13 protein-coding genes and 5 tRNA genes are annotated in these 18,710 nt (G+C 69.6%); 10 read left to right on the forward strand and 8 right to left on the reverse strand.

Annotated elements, in window-relative coordinates; genetic code table 11:
• Entirely contained in the window at positions 1-654 is a 654-nt protein-coding gene (locus OG381_RS23035; protein ID WP_327717972.1) for a response regulator transcription factor, read from the reverse strand.
• The gene (locus OG381_RS23040; protein WP_327717973.1) at positions 642-1,796 is read right to left on the reverse strand and encodes a sensor histidine kinase; all 1,155 of its coding nucleotides are present in this window, start codon (positions 1,794-1,796) and stop codon (positions 642-644) included. The genes OG381_RS23035 and OG381_RS23040 overlap by 13 nt, the downstream gene beginning before the upstream one ends.
• Positions 1,797-2,261: 465 nt before the next feature.
• On the opposite strand from OG381_RS23040, the gene OG381_RS49660 reads away from it, so the two are divergent.
• Entirely contained in the window at positions 2,262-2,630 is a 369-nt protein-coding gene (locus tag OG381_RS49660; protein WP_443062042.1) for a restriction endonuclease, read from the forward strand.
• Positions 2,631-2,697: 67 nt separating this feature from the next.
• Here the strand turns inward: OG381_RS49660 and OG381_RS23050 are convergent.
• The 4 genes from OG381_RS23050 to OG381_RS23065 all read right to left on the reverse strand — a co-directional run bounded on the left by OG381_RS23050 (position 2,698) and on the right by OG381_RS23065 (position 7,508).
• Positions 2,698-2,770, reverse strand: a tRNA-Lys gene (locus tag OG381_RS23050).
• Positions 2,771-2,879: 109 nt separating this feature from the next.
• Positions 2,880-4,433, reverse strand: a complete 1,554-nt coding sequence (locus OG381_RS23055) for an amino acid permease (RefSeq protein WP_327717975.1) — start codon at positions 4,431-4,433, stop codon at positions 2,880-2,882.
• A gap of 130 nt (positions 4,434-4,563) precedes the next feature.
• Positions 4,564-6,726 (reverse strand): DEAD/DEAH box helicase, encoded by a 2,163-nt coding sequence (locus tag OG381_RS23060; RefSeq protein ID WP_327717976.1) that lies wholly within the window; start codon positions 6,724-6,726, stop codon positions 4,564-4,566.
• Between the two features lie 263 nt (positions 6,727-6,989).
• Positions 6,990-7,508, reverse strand: coding sequence for a hypothetical protein (locus OG381_RS23065; RefSeq protein WP_327717977.1), 519 nt, complete (start codon positions 7,506-7,508; stop codon positions 6,990-6,992).
• Positions 7,509-7,635: 127 nt separating this feature from the next.
• Between OG381_RS23065 and OG381_RS23070 the strand changes: the two genes are divergently transcribed.
• From OG381_RS23070 to OG381_RS23110, 9 genes are all read left to right on the forward strand, one after another.
• On the forward strand, positions 7,636-7,986 hold the full coding sequence (locus OG381_RS23070) for a metallopeptidase family protein (RefSeq protein WP_307028807.1): 351 nt from the start codon (positions 7,636-7,638) through the stop codon (positions 7,984-7,986).
• Positions 7,987-8,059: 73 nt separating this feature from the next.
• Positions 8,060-9,679: a metallophosphoesterase family protein gene (locus OG381_RS23075; RefSeq protein ID WP_327717978.1), complete on the forward strand. Its 1,620-nt coding sequence runs from the start codon at positions 8,060-8,062 to the stop codon at positions 9,677-9,679.
• 79 nt (positions 9,680-9,758) lie between these two features.
• Positions 9,759-9,831: transfer RNA gene (locus tag OG381_RS23080), tRNA-Glu, on the forward strand.
• Positions 9,832-9,869: 38 nt separating this feature from the next.
• Positions 9,870-9,944: transfer RNA gene (locus OG381_RS23085), tRNA-Asp, on the forward strand.
• A gap of 24 nt (positions 9,945-9,968) precedes the next feature.
• Positions 9,969-10,042 (forward strand) — tRNA-Phe (locus OG381_RS23090).
• 78 nt (positions 10,043-10,120) lie between these two features.
• Complete coding sequence (locus OG381_RS23095; protein ID WP_327717979.1) at positions 10,121-11,740, forward strand: hypothetical protein; 1,620 nt, start codon at positions 10,121-10,123, stop codon at positions 11,738-11,740.
• A gap of 79 nt (positions 11,741-11,819) precedes the next feature.
• Entirely contained in the window at positions 11,820-15,773 is a 3,954-nt protein-coding gene (gene hrpA / locus OG381_RS23100) for an ATP-dependent RNA helicase HrpA (protein WP_327717980.1), read from the forward strand.
• A gap of 94 nt (positions 15,774-15,867) precedes the next feature.
• Positions 15,868-15,942: transfer RNA gene (locus tag OG381_RS23105), tRNA-Asp, on the forward strand.
• A 278-nt stretch (positions 15,943-16,220) separates the two neighbouring features.
• Positions 16,221-16,418, forward strand: coding sequence for a DUF6274 family protein (locus OG381_RS23110; RefSeq protein WP_266890421.1), 198 nt, complete (start codon positions 16,221-16,223; stop codon positions 16,416-16,418).
• Between the two features lie 482 nt (positions 16,419-16,900).
• Here OG381_RS23110 and bldC read toward each other — a convergent pair whose 3' ends face one another.
• Both bldC and OG381_RS23120 read right to left on the reverse strand, forming a co-directional pair.
• Positions 16,901-17,107: a developmental transcriptional regulator BldC gene (gene bldC, locus OG381_RS23115; RefSeq protein WP_003949541.1), complete on the reverse strand. Its 207-nt coding sequence runs from the start codon at positions 17,105-17,107 to the stop codon at positions 16,901-16,903.
• Between the two features lie 542 nt (positions 17,108-17,649).
• Complete coding sequence (locus OG381_RS23120; RefSeq protein ID WP_327717981.1) at positions 17,650-18,492, reverse strand: hypothetical protein; 843 nt, start codon at positions 18,490-18,492, stop codon at positions 17,650-17,652.
• Positions 18,493-18,710: the final 218 nt, after the last annotated feature.

The raw sequence follows: 18,710 nt of genomic DNA on the forward strand, positions 1-18,710 counted from the left end.
CTATGCCTGAGGTGTGTGCGCCAGGTACGCCAGCACGGCCAGGACCCGGCGGTGGCCGCTGTCGCTCGGCGGGAGGCCCAGCTTCAGGAAGACGTTGCCGATGTGCTTGTGGACGGCGCGCTCGGTGACGACCAGGGTCTTGGCGATGGTCGCGTTGTCGTGGCCCTCCGCCATGAGCGCGAGGGTCTCGCGCTCGCGCGGCGTGAGGGAGTCCAGCGGGGTGTCCTTGCGGCGGGTCAGCAGCTCGGTGACGACCTCGGGGTCCAGGGCCGTACCGCCGCCCGCGACCCGCTCCAGCGCGTCGAGGAACTCGTCGACCCGGCCCACCCGGTCCTTGAGCAGATAGCCGATCCCGCTGGTGCCGCCGCCCAGCAGCTCGGCGGCGTAGGACTCCTCGACGTACTGCGAGAGCACCAGCACCGGCTGCCCGGGGAACTCCTCGCGGGCCTCCAGCGCGGCCCGCAGCCCCTCGTCGCGGAAACCGGGCGGCATCCGCACATCCAGGACGGCCACGTCCGGCCGCTGTTCCCGCAGAGCCGGCATGACCTCGGGCCCGGTGCCGACGACGGCCACCACCTCGTGCCCGGCCGAGGTCAGCAACAGGACGAGACCCTCCCGCAGCAGGGCGTTGTCCTCGGCGATCACCACACGCACGGCAGCTCCACTTCGATCACGGTCGGCCCCCCGACGGGGCTCGACACGTCCACGGTCCCGTCGAGCGCGGCGACCCGGCGCCGCATGCCGAGCAACCCGGAACCGGCGGTTTCGTCGGCACCGCCGCAGCCCGCCACGTCACTGACCCGCACCCGCAGTCCGCGCTTCGTGCGTACGAGCCTGACGTCGGCCCGGGACGAGCCACTGTATTTGGCGGCGTTGGTGAGGGATTCGGCGACCACGAAGTAGGCGGCGGCCTCGACGGCGGCGGGCGCCCGTACGCCCTCGTCCATCCCGCCGTCGTCGATGGCGACCTGGAGCCCGCTGCCGGCGGCCAGCGCGCGCACGGCGCCCACGAGCCCCCGGTCGGTCAGGATCGGCGGGTGGATGCCGCGCACGACGTTGCGCAGCTCCGTCAGCGCCTGCTCGGCCTGGTCCTGGGCCTCGTCCAGCAGCTTGCGGGCGGTGTCGGGGTCACGGTCGTAGGCCCGCTTGGCGAGCCCGATGCGCAGGGACAGCGCGACGAGGTTGGCCTGGGCTCCGTCATGCAGGTCCCGCTCGATACGGCGGAGTTCGGCGCCGTGCGCGGCGATGGCGTCGGCGCGGGTGGCGGCCAGCTCCTCGACCCGGCGGGTCAGCCGCGCCTTCGGGGACGGCTTGAGCAGGGCCGTCGACCAGTCGGCCTCCAGATCCGCGACCTTCACGACGAGCGGCAGTACGACCGGCTCCCGGCGCAGCAGCCCGCTGCGCACACCGTCGACGACGAGCCCGACGGGCCACAGCGGCAGCGCGACGAAGAGCAGGGCGCCGTAGAGGTAGTACGCCACCATCCACCGGAAGTCGGTCAGCGTGCCGGGATCCTTCACGGCCGTACGGAACCGCTCCCGGACGGTCCCGGTCAGCGGCTGGTACGCCTCGGGGATCCGCACGCCCGTCCACGAGGCCGTCAGCTGCCGCTTGGCCCCGGCGATCCGTCGTATGAGCAGCACCGTCTCGGGCAGCAGCCAGGCGCCGACCACCGCGAGCGTGCCGATGGCGGTGATCAGCAGCACGCAGATGAAGATCCACATGCCGAACGCCATCACGGCGGCCAGCAGGAGGTGGCCGGTGGCCTGCGCGGCCCGCCGCACGGTCTTCCCCATGGGGGCAGGCTAGATGACCAGGGTGCCGGGACACGGTGGTGCGGGCTCCACTGCCCGGGTGCAGCCCGCTCCACCCTTCCCGGGCGCCGGAGAGGCGCACGCCCCGGGCGTGAGAAAACGCCGAAAAAGGCTGTTCCCTGGCATAAGGGCCACCTGCCCCGCGTCCCGGTGGTAGATCTCTCCACCTGGCACACCTTGGGGGGATCCATGCGCGCGCCCACACGCGACCTCGTCCGGCCGTCCGAACCGATCGGAGTCGCGGGCTGCCTCTACACGGTCGCCGCCCTCGTCCTGCTCCCGGCGGCGCTCCTCGCCTGGGCCGACGGCAACAGCGCGGGCGCCTTCTTCATCCTCCTGCTCCTCGTGGGCGGCGGCCTCGCACTCGGCAAGCGCCGGGCCCGGCAGGCCACGGAACTCCATCGTGTCCGCTCCCTGCGGTCCACGGAGGTGGCGCGCTACCACGCCATGGGCTCAAGGGAGTTCGAGGACGCCGTCGCGTTCCTGTGCGAGCGCGACGGCTGTCTCGGGGTCCGGGTCGTGGGAGGCGCCGGGGACCTGGGCGCCGACGTCGTCGCCGATGCCCCGGACGGGCGTCGCGTCGTCATCCAGTGCAAGCGCTACGGCCCGGCCACCAAGGTGGGCAGCCCGGATCTCCAGCGGTTCGGCGGCACTTGCTACAGCGTCCACGGCGCCCAGGTCGCCGCCGTCGTCACCACGTCCGTGTTCACCAAGCCCGCGGCCCAGTACGCGTCCGGCACCGGGATCCGCCTCGTCGACGAGGCCGCCCTCGCCGCCTGGGCCACCCGCACCGGCCCGCCGCCGTGGGGTCCGTAGCGTCCGGCAGGGCTCCGGGAACGCCGAAACCCCCGCCTCAGAACAGTCTGACGCGGGGGCTCCCGGGTAGGCCCTGTGGGACTCGAACCCACAACCAATGGATTAAAAGTCCACTGCTCTGCCAATTGAGCTAAGGGCCCAGGCGATGTTGCCTCCCCGAGCATAGCCGGACGCGGCCGAGTCTCCGATCGGGTATCGGTGACACGGCCGCGCCGGAAGTGACCGGGCGAGCGGAAGTCGACCCAAAGATCACGGATCAACCGGTTCCGGCGCCCCCTTGCGTGCCGCCTCGCGGGCCCGCGTCCGCGCGTGCTCGGGGTTCAGGAACCAGTGCCGGGCCGAGGCCAGCCACCAGGCCGCCGCGAAGCCCAGGACCGCCAGGACGGCGATCGGCGCGTAGTTGAAGGTCTCCCAGGTGACCGGGGAGACCTGCGGCAGCATGAAGAGGACCGTGATCACGACGACCCACACCACCGACACCACACCGATGACCCGGGACCACCGGCCCAGATGCCACGGCCCGCGCTCGAAGGCCTCGCCCTTGCGCAGCCGCAGCAGCGTCGGGATGACGTAGGCGATGTAGAGCCCGATCACCGCCACCGACGTCACCGCCGCGTAGGCCGTGTAGTTGATCAGATACGGCAGCCCCAGGACCAGCGCCCCCGTGGCCGCCAGCCACACGGCCGCGACGGGCGTCCGGGTGCGCGGGCTGACCGTGTGCCAGATGTGCGAGAAGGGCAGCGCGCCGTCACGCGAAAAGGCGTAGATCATGCGGCTGTTGGCCGTCACCGAGGCCATCCCGCAGAACAGCTGCGCCCCGATCACGACGAGCAGCAGCAGCTTGCCGGCGGTCGCGCCCAGGGCGTCCAGGAGGATCTGCGCCGGGGGTGCGCCCGTCGAGGAGTTCAGCGCGCCGTCGTAGGACTGGATGGCGAAGGTGAAGCCGAGCAGCAGCACGAAGCCGGCGATCCACGAAGTCCAGATCGACTGCACGATCCCCTTCGGGCCGGCCGTCGAGGCGTCGTGGGTCTCCTCGGTCATATGGGCGGAGGCGTCGTAGCCGGTGAAGGTGTACTGGGCCATCAGCAGGCCGAGCGCGACGACGTAGACCCCGCTGCCCCAGCCCGTGTTGTTGACGAACTCCGTGAACACGAAGGACGCGGACTGGTGGTGGTCCGGTACGAAGGTCAGCGCGCCGACGATCACCGCCACGCCCACCACGTGCCACCACACGCTGACGCTGTTGAGGAGGGCGACGATGCGTACGCCGAAGGTGTTCAGCAGACCGTGCAGGACGAGGATGCCCGCGAAGAGCAGGATCGTCCGGCCCGGTGTCACCTTGAAGTCGAACTGCAGGTTCAGGTACGCGCCGAGGAAGGACGCGGCGCCGAAGTCGATGCCGGCGGTCACCGCGACCTGGCCGAGCACGTTGAACCAGCCCGTGAACCACGCCCAGGCGGCCGCGGTCCGGCTGGGGGCGAGCTTGTGCGCCCAGAAGTACAGGCCCGCCGACGTCGGGTACGCCGAACAGATCTCGGCCATCGACAACCCGACGAACAGCGTCATCAGGCCGACCGCGACCCAGCCCCAGATCATCACCGAGGGGCCGCCGGTGTTCATCCCGAACAGGTACAGCGTCAGACAGCCCGACAGCACCGAGATGATCGTGAAGGAGACCGCGTAGTTGGAGAACGCCGACATGCGGCGGGCCAGAACCTGCGTGTAGCCGAGCTGGGCGAGGCGTTCCTCGTCGGAGAGTCCGGAGACCTTCGACGGCCCACTCGCTATGTGGTCATCTGTCATGCCCCCAGCAATTCCCTTACGGAGGGCGTGACACACGTCACAACTTGGCTAGAACCTTTCGCGAAAGGGTCGCAAAAGGGCCCCTGCGACCGAGGTCGCAGGGGCCCTTTCAGAGTCGGTTCAACCGACGTCAGCCGTTGCGCTTCCAGCGCGGCTTGTCGTCACGGCGTCCGAAGGAGGAGCCGGAACCAGAGCCGGAACCGGTACCGGTGCCGGTACCGCGGTGGTCGTCGCGGCGGAAGCCGGGGCGGTCGTGGCCGCCGGAGCGGAAGCCCGGGCGGTCGTCGCGGCGGTCACGGTTGAAGGGACGGTCGCTGCCACGGTGGCCGCCGCGCTCGTCGCGACGCTCGAAGGAACGGCCCGCCGGGCGGTCGGCGGGACGGTCGTCGCGACGGAAGCCGCCACGGTCGTTGTCCCGACGCTCGAAGGAACGACCACCACGGTCGTCACGGTCACGGTTGAACCCACCGCGGTCGTCACGACGCTCGAAGGAACGGCCCGCCGGACGGTCGGCGGGACGGTCGTCGCGACGGAAGCCGCCACGGTCGTTGTCCCGACGCTCGAAGGAACGACCACCACGGTCGTCACGGTCACGGTTGAACCCACCACGGTCGTCACGACGCTCGAAGGAACGACCACCACGGTCGGCCGGACGGTCGTCGCGACGGAAGCCGCCACGGTCGTTGTCCCGACGCTCGAAGGAACGACCACCACGGTCGTCACGACGGTCGTCGCGACGGAAGCCGCCACGGTCGTTGTCCCGACGGTCACGACGCTCGTACGAGGAGGAACCCTCCGTACGCTCGGCCTGCTGCGCCACCGGCTGCTCCGGCACGGACGCGGCCTCCGCCTCGGCGGCCACCGCTGCCTGCGCCTCGGCCACCGCGGCCTCCGGGTCCTCGCCACGCTCACGCGCGGCACGGGCCACGAGACGGTCGGACTCCTCGCGCAGCTCGCTCGCGCGGCGCTGCGCCCGCTCCAGCTGCTTGGTGAGGGAGACCACCTCGCGCTCGGCCTGCTGCGCGGCGTTGCCCGCAGACTCGGCCTGGACCTCGGTCATCGACCGGGCGCCGGTGATCTCGGCGACCTCGGGGTCGAAGGCGGCGCCGCCCTGGATGATGTGACGCCCGGCGTCGACGCCCGCGTCCTCCATGAGGCGGAAGATCTGGCGGCGCTGGTGCGGCAGGGACAGCGACACGACGGTGCCGGTGCGGCCGGCGCGGGCCGTACGGCCGGCGCGGTGCAGGTAGTCCTTGTGGTCACCGGCCGGGTCCACGTTGAGCACCAGGTCGATGCCGTCGACGTGGATACCGCGCGCGGCGACGTCGGTGGCGACCAGCGCGTTGACGTAGCCGTCCTTGAAGTCGGCCAGGACGCGGGTACGGGCACCCTGCGTCATGCCGCCGTGCAGCGCGTCGGCCTTCACACCGGCCTCGACGAGCTGCTCGGCGATACGGTCGGCGCCCAGCTGGGTGCGGACGAAGATGATCGTGCGGCCCTTGCGGGAGGCGATGGCCGCGGTGACCGGCGCCTTGTCCTTGGGCTTCACGATGAGGATGTGGTGCGACATCGTCGTGACGTTGCCCTGGGCGCTGTCGACCTCGTGCGTGACCGGGTCGGTCAGGTAGCGCTTGACCAGCGTGGAGATCTCGTTCTCCATCGTGGCCGAGAACAGCATGCGCTGGCCGCCGCCCGGGATCTGGTCGAGCAGCTCGGTGACCTCGGGCAGGAAGCCCAGGTCCGACATCTGGTCGGCCTCGTCGAGGACGGCGACCTCGACGTTGGCCAGGGAGCAGGCGCCGCGGTTGATGAGGTCACGCAGCCGGCCCGGGGTGGCGACGAGGACGTCGACACCGCGCTCCAGGGCGTACATCTGGTTGCTCATCGACGTGCCGCCGCAGACGACCTTCATCTTCAGGCCGAGGACGTCGCCGTAGGGCTGGAGGGCGTCCGCGACCTGCATCGCGAGCTCACGCGTCGGCGTGAGGATGATGCCGCGGGGCTTCTTCTTGTCGGTGTGGCCGCCGGACAGCTTCGTCAGCAGCGGCAGACCGAAGGAGAGGGTCTTGCCGGAGCCGGTGCGGCCACGGCCGAGGATGTCCTTGCCGGCCAGGGCGTCCGGGATGGTCGCGGCCTGGATCGGGAAGGGGGAGGTCACGCCGTTCTGCGTGAGCTTGCGCACGACGCCCTCGGGGAGACCGAGAGTCGCGAAGGTGACCTCGGGGGTCTCCTCGACGATCTCGTTCTCGCCGTTCTCGGGCATGACGGCGTGATCAGAACTGGAAATGGACATGCGTATGCGAAACCTTCCGGAGTCTCGTCGGCACGCGCCCGTCAACTCCGTGATTCGCAATACGACCGCCTCTATGCGGTCAGCCACGGCAAGGGAGAGAACGCGCCACACGGCGCGCTCTACGTTGGCGCCGGGCAAATGGGATCAAACGATCTACCACCTTACGCACCCATCCCCCCGGAAGGCAAACCGCCTCCCATTGACGTACGTCACACCCGGCTCCCGCGGGCATTCCCGCCCCGCAGGAGTGCCGTCCCACCGCCCTACGCCGGCGTCCCCGCCGCGGGTGCCGGCTCGCGCTGGGCCAGCTGCGGCTCGGCCTCCTGGTGGGCGGAGGACGACGGCTCGGCGACCGTGGGGGTCGGGGTGGGCGGCTCCGGGGTCGGAGTCGGCGTCGGGGTCGGCTCGGGCGTCCTCGTCGGGGCGGGCTGGGTCCTCGTCGGGGTCGGCTGCGGCTTGTCCGGCTTTCCGGGCTTGACGTCCACCGAGGGCGACGCGCTCTCCCCGGCCGACTCCGAGGCGGAGGGCGACGCCGACTCCCCCGCCTTGCCCTTGCCCTTCTTCTTCCCGTGCTTGCCGTCGGCCTCGGCGGCCCCGTACCCACCGCCCCCGCCCGACACCGCCGATCCGCCGTCCGGAGCGTCCCCGCCCCGCTGCCCGGCGGAGTGCGACGGCTTGGCACTCCCGCCACCGTCGTCGTCGCCCACACTCATACAGCCGGCGGCAGCGGCGACCGCCATCACCGTGGCGGCCAGACGGACGGGTACGTACAAGGCGCGCACGGGCAGCCACCTCCGAGGGCGGTCGAGAGAGTCAACCTGTTCAACTCCCGCCGCCCACAAGAGGACACGCGCGAGACCCACCCGCACCCGCCTCCCCTCCAGGCACCCCGTCCCCGACAATGGCCCTGTGCTGGAGATGACGCGCGAAGCCTTCGAAGAACTCGTGAGCCAGGCCCTGGACCGGATCCCGCCCGAGCTGACCCGGGTCATGGACAACGTCGCCGTGTTCGTCGAGGACGAACCCCCCGCCGACGACCCCGAACTGCTGGGCCTCTACGAAGGCACCCCGCTCACCGACCGCGGCGAGTGGTACGCCGGCGTGCTCCCCGACCGCATCTCGATCTACATGGGCCCGACCCTGCGCTTCTGCGAGACCCAGGACGACGTGGTGCACGAGGTCGCCGTGACCGTGATCCACGAGATCGCCCACCACTTCGGCATCGACGACGAGCGGCTCCACGAGCTGGGCTGGGGCTGACCGCGGAGACCGGCCCCGCCGCCCGCCACGGCACAGCCGCATACCCGCCCCCGGACTTGGGCATACGGGACCAATGGCTCGCGTCCCCGCCGCAGTCCTGAACGTCCTGTTCCGCCTACGCCGCTCACCACGCACCTTCGCCCGCCACTACCGCACCCGCCGCCCCCTGCCGACCCTGGAACTCGTCCACCAGCCGCACCCGTGGGTCCGGGCCGTCGGGCTGGTGGCCGTCGTGCTGCTCGGGGCATGGCTGGGACTGCTGATCGTCGGCAATGTCCGCACCCCCGTCGGCCCCATGAACACCACGATGACCCTGCGCCCGTCCCTCACCGGCGGCACGAAGATCAACATCTCCCCGCTGGGCGCCCTGCAACTGGACAGCCACCACGCCCCCGTCCGCCTGGACGTCAACGTCGACCAGCTCGACCCGGTCCGCTCCCAGGCCCTGGTCGACCACCCCGAACGCCTCTCCGGGCTCCAGGACGAGGTCGCCGAGGACGTCGAGCACGGCACCCTCGACCTGGCCGTACGGTCCTGTGTCGCCGTCGTCGTGGGCGCCACCGCCCTCGGGCTCGCCGTCTACCGCCGCCCCCGCCGCGCCCTCGCCGCCGGCGGCCTCGCCCTCGGCATGCTCGCCGCGTCCGGAGGGACGGCGTACGCCACCTGGAACCCCGACTCCGTCCTGGAGCCGAAGTTCTCCGGACTGCTCTCCTCCGCCCCGTCCCTGGTCGGCAACGCGCGCAACATCGTCACCGAATTCGACGTCTACCAGCAGGAGTTGGCGCGACTCGTCACCAACGTGACGAAGCTGTACGACGTCACCTCCACACTCCCCGCCTACCAGCCGGACCCCACCACCATCCGTGTCCTGCACATCTCGGACATCCATCTGAACCCGGCCAGCTGGAAGATCGTCGCCTCCCTGGTGGAGCAGTACCAGGTGAACGTCATCGTCGACTCCGGCGACACCATGGACCACGGCACGGCCGCCGAGAACGGCTTCCTGGACCCCATCGAGGACCTCGGGGCGCCCTACGTGTGGGTGCGGGGCAACCACGACTCCGGCGTCACCCAGCGCTACATGGAGGGCCTGAAGAACGTGCACGTCCTCGACGACGGGCGCGCCCAGAACGTCGCCGGCCTGCGCTTCGCCGGAATCGGCGACCCGCAGTTCACGCCCGACCGCAGCGAGGGGCCCGGCGCCGAGGAGACCCAGGAGGCCGCGGGCGCCCGCCTCGCCGCCGCGCTGCGCGACTGGACGACCGCCGGAAAGCCCGTGGACGTCGCCGTCGCGCACGAGCCGTCGGCCGCGCGGGAGGTCGACGGCTCGGTGCCGCTGGTGCTCTCCGGCCATCTGCACCACCAGGAGATGGAGGTCCTGCGCAACGGCACCCGGCTGCGCGTCGAGGGCTCCACCGGCGGCAGCGGACTGCGCGCGGTGGAGGGGAAGTACCCGGACCCGATCGAGGCCTCGATCCTCTACTTCGACCGCGACTCCCGGCACCTCCAGGCCTGGGACGAGATCAAACTCGGCGGACTCGGCCTGACGACGGCCGAGGTCAGCCGCCACCTGCCGGAGGAGAACCTGCCGGGCGCGGCTCCCACCCCGAGCGCCACCCCCAGCCCCGCCCCGAGCCCCGCCCCGAGCCCCGCCCCGACACCGTCCCCCAGCCCGTCGGACAGCGCTCCCTAAACCGTTTTGGCGATACCTCCCGGCATCCCATATGCTTCTCACGTCCCCGACGCGCTGAGAAGCGCAAGGCGGGCCGATAGCCCTCATCGTCTAGCGGCCTAGGACGCCGCCCTTTCAAGGCGGTAGCACGGGTTCGAATCCCGTTGGGGGCACGCAACACCGTGTGCGACACTGTTCGCACACAAAGCCAGGTCCTGTGGAGCAGTTTGGAGTGCTCGCCACCCTGTCAAGGTGGAGGCCGCGGGTTCAAATCCCGTCAGGACCGCTGAGGTTTCCTCGGAAACCTCGTGGCTGGGTAGCTCAGTTGGTACGAGCGATCGCCTGAAAAGCGATAGGTCGCCGGTTCGACCCCGGCCCCAGCCACTCAGTACGTCAACCCCCTCCGGGCGACCGGAGGGGGTTTTCGTCGCTCACAGAGAGCCTGGGGGGTTCTTGAGAAGCATGGTCCGAGGTCTGGTGACGGCCGGTGCCGTCCTGGTCTCCACACTCGCGGTACCCGGCACGGCCCACGCCGCGGGGCCGACCGTCATGACGGCGTACAGCGACCAGGCCGACTGGTCGGTCATCGACGTACGCCTCAACTACAGCGGGACGATCGACAAGGTCACCGCGTCGCTGCGCCCCGTCGGCAGCAGCGAGACGGACACACCGGTCGCCACGGTCACCGACTTCACGCAGACGTACTACACGAGCTCGTGGGAGGGCATCTGGTCCTCCCCGCCCGTCCACCTCGACACGCTCGGCAAGTACACGATCGACATCGAGGCCACGAACACCGCGGGCGAGACGACGCTCCAGCGGAACGCGGGCACGCTGCGGTACGAGAAGCAGCCCGTGATCAGCGGCTTCACCGTCACACCGACCGATCCGGACATCGAGCACCGGACGGTCACCGCCACCGGCGACCTGGTGCTGCGCGACCCCGCCACCCGTGAGACGGTCCCGCTGCCCGGGGCCCCCGTGGACCTCACGTTCGACGAGAACGAGGACTCGACCGTCGTCACGGACGAGGCAGGCCACTTCTCCGCCTCCGACGAGACGACGTCGGGCGGCTGGACCTTCGCCCAGTACAACGGCGACCTGGGCTTCGCCACCGTCCCCTGGGTCGACGTCAGACCGCAGGCCGCGCCCACCCGGTTCGTCCTCGACAAGAGCAGCTTCCACGTCACGGCGGGCGACCGGATCGACGTCACCGGCACCCTCCAGTACCAGTACGGCTCGGAGTGGAAGCCGCTGGCCGGCATCCCGCTGGAGATGGACTACAAGGACTGCACCACGTGCAGCCCCACCGAGGCGACCACCGACGCCGACGGCCGCTTCTCCTTCACGAAGTCCCCGTACGGCAGCAAGAGCGTCTACGAGGTCGCCTTCCGGTCCTACCCGTACAACCCCTTCGTCCAGCGCACCACGACCGCCGAGGTCACCGCGACGGTCACCGCCACGACGAAGTTCACGGAGTTCACGGCCGCGCAGGACAAGTACGCGCAGCTCGACATCACCGGCAGCCTCGATCTGATCGGGCGCGACACCAACGACCGGATCAGCGTCGACATCCAGTACTCGGCCAACGGCAGCACCGGCTGGAGCACCAAGAAGACGGTGAAGACGAGCTTCGGCTCACAGTTCGTCGTCGAGAACCTGCCGGGCTACACGGACGGCTACTGGCGGCTGCGCTACGCCGGGTCCACCACCAAGGACATCAAGGGCACCGTCAGCAAGAGTCTGCGCAAGAACCGTGCCCTGACCCGGATCAAGGACGCCAACGCCTCCCCCGAGCCCGTCACCAAGGGCCGGACGATCACCGTGAAGGGCGTGCTCCAGGAGCGCAAGCCCGGCACGTCGACCTGGAAGGCGTACGGCGACAAGAAGGTCCAGATCCTCTTCCGGCCCAAGGGCAAGAGCACCTGGTACCTGATGGCCACCGTCACCACGAAGACGAGCGGATCCTTCAGCAAGGGCTTCAAGGCCCAGCAGGACGGCACCTGGGTGCCCGTCTTCCTGTACCCCGACAGCAAGCACTTCGTGGGCAGCGGCACGGAGGACTACGTCGACGTGCGGTGACGTGAACGGGGAGTGCGGGAGGGGGCGGGCCCAAAAGGGTTCGCCCCTTCTTTGTGCGGGATGAGATCCTGGATCGCGTATGTCTACGCATCCCGCCCCCGGTGCCCCGGCCCTCGGCACAATCGCCCCTCGCCTGACCGAGCTCTCCCTGCGCGACGCGCAGCGACTCGGGCGCAGGCTCGAAGGCGCGCGCAAGATCCGCAAGCCCGAAGCACGGGCCGCCGTGCTCGCCGAGATCGAGGGCGAGGTCGCGAGGGCCGAGGAGCGGATGGCCAAGCGGCGCGGACGTGTGCCCGCCGTCAGCTATCCCGAGCAGCTGCCCGTCAGCCAGAAGAAGGCCGAGATCGCGGACGCCATCCGGGATCACCAGGTCGTGATCGTCGCGGGTGAGACCGGGTCGGGCAAGACGACCCAGATCCCGAAGATCTGTCTGGAGCTGGGCCGTGGCGTCCGCGGCATGATCGGGCACACCCAGCCCCGTCGTATCGCCGCCCGTACCGTGGCCGAGCGGGTCGCCGAGGAGCTGGACACGCCGCTCGGTGAGGCCGTCGGCTGGAAGGTGCGGTTCACCGACCAGGTGAACCCGGACGGCACCTTCATCAAGCTGATGACGGACGGCATCCTGCTCGCCGAGATCCAGACCGACCGTGAGCTGCGCGCCTACGACACGATCATCATCGACGAGGCTCACGAGCGGTCCCTCAACATCGACTTCCTGCTGGGCTACCTCGCCCAGCTGCTGCCGAAGCGGCCCGACCTCAAGGTCGTCATCACCTCGGCGACCATCGATCCCGAGCGGTTCTCCCGGCACTTCGGTGAGGCGCCGATCGTCGAGGTCAGCGGCCGGACCTATCCCGTCGAGGTCCGCTACCGCCCGCTCCTCGAAGAGGACTCCGAGGACTCCGACCGCGACCAGATCACCGCGATCTGCGATGCCGTCGAGGAGCTCCAGTCCGAGGGCAAGGGCGACATCCTGGTCTTCCTCTCCGGTGAGCGGGAGATCCGGGACACCGCGGACGCACTCAACAAGAAGAACTACCGGTTCACCGAGGTCCTCCCGCTGTACGCCCGGCTCTCGCACGCCGAGCAGCATCGCGTGTTCCAGCAGCACACGGGGCGCAGGATCGTTCTGGCTACGAACGTCGCCGAGACCTCGCTGACCGTCCCCGGCATCAAGTACGTCATCGACCCCGGCTTCGCCCGGATCAGCCGCTACAGCCACCGCACCAAGGTCCAGCGGCTCCCCATCGAGGCGATCTCGCAGGCCAGCGCCAACCAGCGCAAGGGCCGCTGCGGCCGTACCTCCGACGGCATCTGCATCCGGCTCTACACCGAAGAGGACTTCGAGGCCCGCCCCGAGTTCACGGACGCGGAGATCCTCCGTACGAACCTGGCCTCCGTCATCCTCCAGATGACCGCGGCCGGCCTCGGCGACATCGAGAAGTTCCCCTTCATCGACCCGCCGGACCACCGCAACATCCGCGACGGCGTGCAGCTGCTGCAGGAGCTCAACGCCCTTGACCCGGCGCAGAAGGACGCGCGCAAGCGGCTCACCGAGACCGGCCGCAAGCTCGCCCAGCTGCCCGTCGACCCGCGCCTGGCCCGCATGGTCCTGGAGGCCGACAAGAACGGCTGTGTCCGCGAGGTCATGGTCATAGCCGCCGCCCTGTCCATCCAGGACCCGCGCGAGCGCCCCGCCGACAAACAGGCCCAGGCCGACCAGCAGCACGCCCGCTTCAAGGACGAGACCAGCGACTTCCTCGCCTACCTCAATCTGTGGCGGTACGTGCGCGAGCAGCAGAAGGAGCGCGGCTCCTCGTCCTTCCGCCGGATGTGCAAGCAGGAGTACCTCAACTTCCTGCGCATCCGTGAATGGCAGGACATCTACACCCAGCTGCGCACGGTCGCCAAGCAGATGGGCATCCACCTCAACGAGGACGACGCGCCCGACCAGAGCGTCCACGTCTCCCTCCTCGCCGGTCTGCTCTCGCACATCGGCATGAAGGACGTGAAGGACGGCAACAAGAACGAGTACCTGGGCGCCCGCAGCGCCAAGTTCGCGATCTTCCCCGGCTCGGCGCTCTTCAAGAAGCAGCCGCGGTTCGTGATGTCGGCCGAACTGGTGGAGACGTCGCGTCTCTGGGCCCGCGTCAACGCGAAGATCGAGCCGGAGTGGGTCGAGCCGCTCGCCGAGCACCTCCTGAAGCGAACGTACTCCGAACCGCACTGGGAGAAGGACCAGGCGGCCGTGATGGCGTACGAGAAGGTCACGCTGTACGGCGTCCCGATCGTCGCCCAGCGCAAGGTGAACTACGGCCGGATCGACCCGGAGGCGTCCCGCGAGCTTTTCATTCGCAACGCGCTCGTCGAGGGCGACTGGCGCACCCACCACAAGTTCTTCGCCGACAACCGCAAACTCCTCAGCGAAGTCGAGGAGTTGGAGCACCGGGCGCGGCGCCGGGACATCGTGGTCGACGACGAGACCCTCTTCGACTTCTACGAGCAGCGGGTGCCCGAGCACGTCGTGTCCGGCGCCCACTTCGACTCCTGGTGGAAGCACAAGCGGCATGAGCAGCCGGACTTCCTGGACTTCGAGCGGGAGATGCTCATCCGGGAGTCGGCGGAGGCGGTCACCAAGGACGACTATCCGGACTCGTGGCGGCAGGGGCCGCTCAAGTTCCGTGTGACGTACCAGTTCGAGCCGGGTGCGGACGCGGACGGTGTGACGGTCCACATCCCGCTCCAGGTGCTCAACCAGGTCACGGACGAGGGCTTCGACTGGCAGATCCCGGGACTGCGGGAAGAGGTGGTGACGGAGTTGATCCGTTCGCTGCCCAAGCCGATCCGCCGCAACTACGTACCGGCGCCGAACTTCGCGCAGCGCTTCCTGGCCACGGCGGTCCCCCTCCAGGAGCCGCTGACCGTCACCATGGCCCGTGAGCTCAAGCGGATGGTCGGGGTGCCCTTCGACGCCGAGGACTTCGACTGGTCGAAGGTCCCGGACCACCTGCGCATCACCTTCCGGATCGTCGACGAGCGGCGCCGCAACCTCGCCGAGGACAAGGACCTGGAGGCGCTGAAGCTCCGGCTGAGGCCGAAGGCGCGCCAGGCCCTCTCGCAGGCGGCCGCGGCGACGGCGGAACGCCAGGGCGGCGAGTCCCTGGAGCGCAAGGGCCTCACCGACTGGACCATCGGCTCCCTCACCCGCGTCTTCGAGACGCGCCGCGCCGGCCAGCCGGTGAAGGCGTACCCGGCGCTGGTGGACGACGGCGACACGGTCTCCGTACGCCTCTTCGACACGGAGGCGGAGCAGGCGGCGGCGATGTGGAAGGGCACGCGGCGGCTGGTCCTGCGCAACATCCCGGTGAACCCGGCGAAGTTCGCGTCGGACAAGCTGACGAACCCGCAGAAGCTGGCGCTCTCGGCGAACCCGCACGGCTCCATCCAGGGCCTGTTCGACGACTGCGCGATGGCGGCGGCGGACCGGCTGATCGCCGACTTCGGGGGGCCGGCGTGGGACGAGGAGTCGTACCGGAAGCTCTACGACAAGGTGCGTGCCGAGATCGTCGACACGACGGTCCGTACGGTCGGCCAGGTGCAGCAGGTCCTCGCCGCCTGGCAGGCCTGTGAGCGCCGCCTGAAGGCCGTACGCAGCCCCGCGCTGCTGGCGAACCTCCAGGACGTACGCAAGCAGCTGGACGCCCTCGTGAAGCCGGGCTTCGTGACGGAGACGGGTCTGCGTCGGCTGGCGGACCTGATGCGCTACCTGGTCGCGGCGGACCGGCGCCTCCAGCAGATGCCGACGAACGTCCAGCGGGACACCACGCGCATGGAGAAGGTCCACGAGATGCAGGACGAGTACGCCTGGCTCCTGGAGCAGATGCCCCAGGGCCGCCCGGTCCCCTCCTCCGTGCTGGACATCCGCTGGATGATCGAGGAACTCCGGGTCAGCTATTTCGCCCACGCGCTGGGCACGGCGTACCCCGTCTCGGACAAGCGGATCGTGAAGGCGATCGACGCCGCCGCCCCGTAACCGCCCCCGCACACTGGGTGAGTTCGCGCACGGGGCTCACCCTCCTGTACAGTCCTTCTCGCAGCGCAACGCAGCAATAAGCGCCGCGAAACCTGGTCCTGTGGAGCAGCTTGGAGTGCTCGCCACCCTGTCAAGGTGGAGGCCGCGGGTTCAAATCCCGTCAGGACCGCAGTGAAGCAAGAAGGCCCGCACCCACCAAGGGTGCGGGCCTTCTTCGTGCCCGCCGCGAACCAACCCGCTCGCCAGCCTGTCAAGGTGGAGGCCGCGCCCGCGGCGGAGCCGCAATCGGGTACAGCAAATCCCGTCAGGACCGCCATAGGGAGCCCGGATCTTCGGATCCGGGCTCTTTTGCGTTCCCTGCCGCCCATGCCGTCTTGACGGGGTCACATTCGCTCGGTACTCCAGAAACCAGGGCCTGTTCCCCTGTGTGACCCCTGGAGGTGGCGTATGGCGGCTTCGGCCAGGCACGAGACGCGGGCGTTGCTCCGTGCGCATCTGTCGTCGGCCGCTACCTCCTATCGCCGCCATCTGACGCGGCACTGCCCGATCTGCCATCAGCTGCTGCGGCTGGCCATGGACTCCGCCCCACGGGCCGACGAGGCCGGTGGAGAGGTCGCCGAGGACGAGAGCCCCTCGCCCGCGTGACCACCGGGCGACCCCAACGGCCGTACGGACGCGGGGCGGTGGAACGCGAGCCTCCTCTAGCGCACATGCGCCAGAGGCAACAAGGACCCTGGCATGTGACGGGTGTCACCGCATGAGTTTCTGAAATCGCGGTACTTACGCCTCACCTACAACTGGTCAATTTAATATGTGCAATTGCACCAGCCCGCAGGGCCGACCGGTCGGTACGTCGGCAGCCGTCCACAGGAGATCCGACACCCCTCCCCAGACTCCGACAAGCCCGCTCACAGCGGCACGCGCCGGCCCACATCCCGCACGTGGAACGCACAAAAAAATCGCGCTGGACTCGGCGGAGTCCAGCGCGATCGACGACGCACCCTGTGACGTTCTGGGATGAGCTTGGGCGTGGGTTCTGTTGGGGCAGTACCCGCGTCGCTTGGAGCTTGGTCACGGACACCTCGGCACGTTGGGGGACCTGCCGGTTTGTCCGTTATTCAGTTGGTTCAGGCCTCGCTGCGCTGCTGGGGGATGCCCGCGAGCAGTGCGCGGACCTCCGCCTCGCGGTAGCGGCGGTGCCCGCCGAGCGTACGGATGGACGTGAGCTTCCCAGCCTTCGCCCACCGCGTGACCGTCTTAGGGTCGACGCGGAACATCGTGGCGACCTCAGCCGGGGTCAGCAGCGGCTCGGCATCAGGGGTGCGAGCGGTCATGAGCGGCCTCCTCGGGAGAACCGAACCTTCTCGGTTCTTTCCTCTAAATTCTGCACCTTGACCCGCGTTGCCCGAAATGGCGGACGCGAGTCGAGTCGGTTATAGGACGAACGGCTTGTCCTCGGCACTACAACTACACCATCTGTCCAGCCTCGTCGGCCAAACCGATGGAATTGCCCCCCAGGTGTTCATCGGCGACAGAGGCCGATGGACCATGCCATAGCGGACAGTCACGCCACTGTGACGATCAGTCACAGAGCGATCAGGAGTCACCAGACCCCCCAAAGCGGAACCTCCCCCGGGCCCCTTGTCCTATTTTGGCATGAGGAGGGGGAAGAGATGCAAGAGCCGGGTACGTGCGGTCCGTCACGCTTGACACACAGTGAGGCGTACGCCCGGATCGGGACCTACGTCCCTTGTTGGCGGAGCATCAGGGGAAACTTGGTGACACCTTGACCGAGGACGAAACCCCAAAACGGGCGTCAGGTCAAACGCCAGTTCGTGACCAAAGTGACCCAGGGCACACTCAGTTCACGGAACACCTAGTTCGCGGAGCGCCGGTCCCGCACCGACCGCCACCGCTCCACGAGCCGTGCGTACGCCTCTCCCGCGGCCGCCCCGTCACCGATCCGCAGGGCCTCGATCCCCGCGGCCACGTCGGCCGCCGAGTGGTCGTCCTCGAGCTCGCCGGGCGGCAGGGTGTGCACCAGACCGCCGTAGTCCAGCTCGACGTGCGAGCGCGGGTGGAACTCCTCCAGCCAGCGCCCCACGTCCACCAGACCGTCGGTGAGCGGCCCCTCGTCGACGGTGTCCTTCAGGGTCCGCAGGGCCCGCGCCACCCGCCGCCGGGCCTGCACCATCGGCGTCCGGTAGCGCAGCGTCGGCGGGATCTCGCCCGAGCCCTTGTCGAAGGACCGCTCCTCGTCGGCCACCAGCACGAACCAGTGCAGCGGCACCTGCCAGGTCGAGGTGCGGATCCAGGGCCGGGCGTCGGGGTTGCGGACCAGCCAGCGCTCGTGGTCCTGGGCCGCCTGGCGCCGTAGGACCTCCGGCAGCACCGCGTCCAGGACCGGCTTCGGCAGCTCCTCGGGCAGCTCCTGGAGCGCCAGCCAGCCACGCAGCCGGGTCCGCCAGGGACAGACGCAGACCACCCCGTCCACGTCCAGCACGAACGCGTCGGCGCTCTCGTGCACCGGCACCGGGATCGGCGGGGTGGGCAGCAAGTCGGCCAGGGAGCGGCGCAGTTCGTCCTGGTACGAGGGGCGGTCGGGGCGGCGGGCGTAGCGCGTCCAGTGGCCGCGCTCCGGCTCCGGGAAGGCCGCCAGCGGCTCGTACACGCGCAGATAGGTCGCGTACGGGACGACCACCGAGGACACCTTGGGCACGCCTGCTCCCTCCCCCGCCCACTGCCAGGAAAACCTGCGGAACCCGCCCACAAACGAGCGGGAAATCTATGCAAATCGTCCCACGGACGCACTCCGCCGGTAGGTGATCCTGAGCACGGCGCCGTAGGCAGCGGCACCCAGGCTCTAATCTCATGCTCACAGCGCCCGCCACCCTTACGGGAGCTGGTCCCAACCGCCGCTCTTTACCCAGGAGTCAC

The sequence above is a fragment of the Streptomyces sp. NBC_00490 genome, from assembly GCF_036013645.1.
Taxonomy (GTDB): domain Bacteria; phylum Actinomycetota; class Actinomycetes; order Streptomycetales; family Streptomycetaceae; genus Streptomyces; species Streptomyces canus_F.

Coding starts and splice junctions, on each gene's coding strand:
- OG381_RS23110 (WP_266890421.1), top strand. CDS start 16,221: ATGGCGGCTTCGGCCAGGCACGAGACGCGGGCGTTGCTCCGTGCGCAT.
- hrpA (WP_327717980.1), top strand. CDS start 11,820: ATGTCTACGCATCCCGCCCCCGGTGCCCCGGCCCTCGGCACAATCGCC.
- OG381_RS23095 (WP_327717979.1), top strand. CDS start 10,121: ATGGTCCGAGGTCTGGTGACGGCCGGTGCCGTCCTGGTCTCCACACTC.
- OG381_RS23040 (WP_327717973.1), bottom strand. CDS start 1,796: ATGGGGAAGACCGTGCGGCGGGCCGCGCAGGCCACCGGCCACCTCCTG.
- OG381_RS23075 (WP_327717978.1), top strand. CDS start 8,060: ATGGCTCGCGTCCCCGCCGCAGTCCTGAACGTCCTGTTCCGCCTACGC.
- OG381_RS23060 (WP_327717976.1), bottom strand. CDS start 6,726: ATGTCCATTTCCAGTTCTGATCACGCCGTCATGCCCGAGAACGGCGAG.
- bldC (WP_003949541.1), bottom strand. CDS start 17,107: ATGACCGCTCGCACCCCTGATGCCGAGCCGCTGCTGACCCCGGCTGAG.
- OG381_RS23055 (WP_327717975.1), bottom strand. CDS start 4,433: ATGACAGATGACCACATAGCGAGTGGGCCGTCGAAGGTCTCCGGACTC.
- OG381_RS49660 (WP_443062042.1), top strand. CDS start 2,262: ATGGGCTCAAGGGAGTTCGAGGACGCCGTCGCGTTCCTGTGCGAGCGC.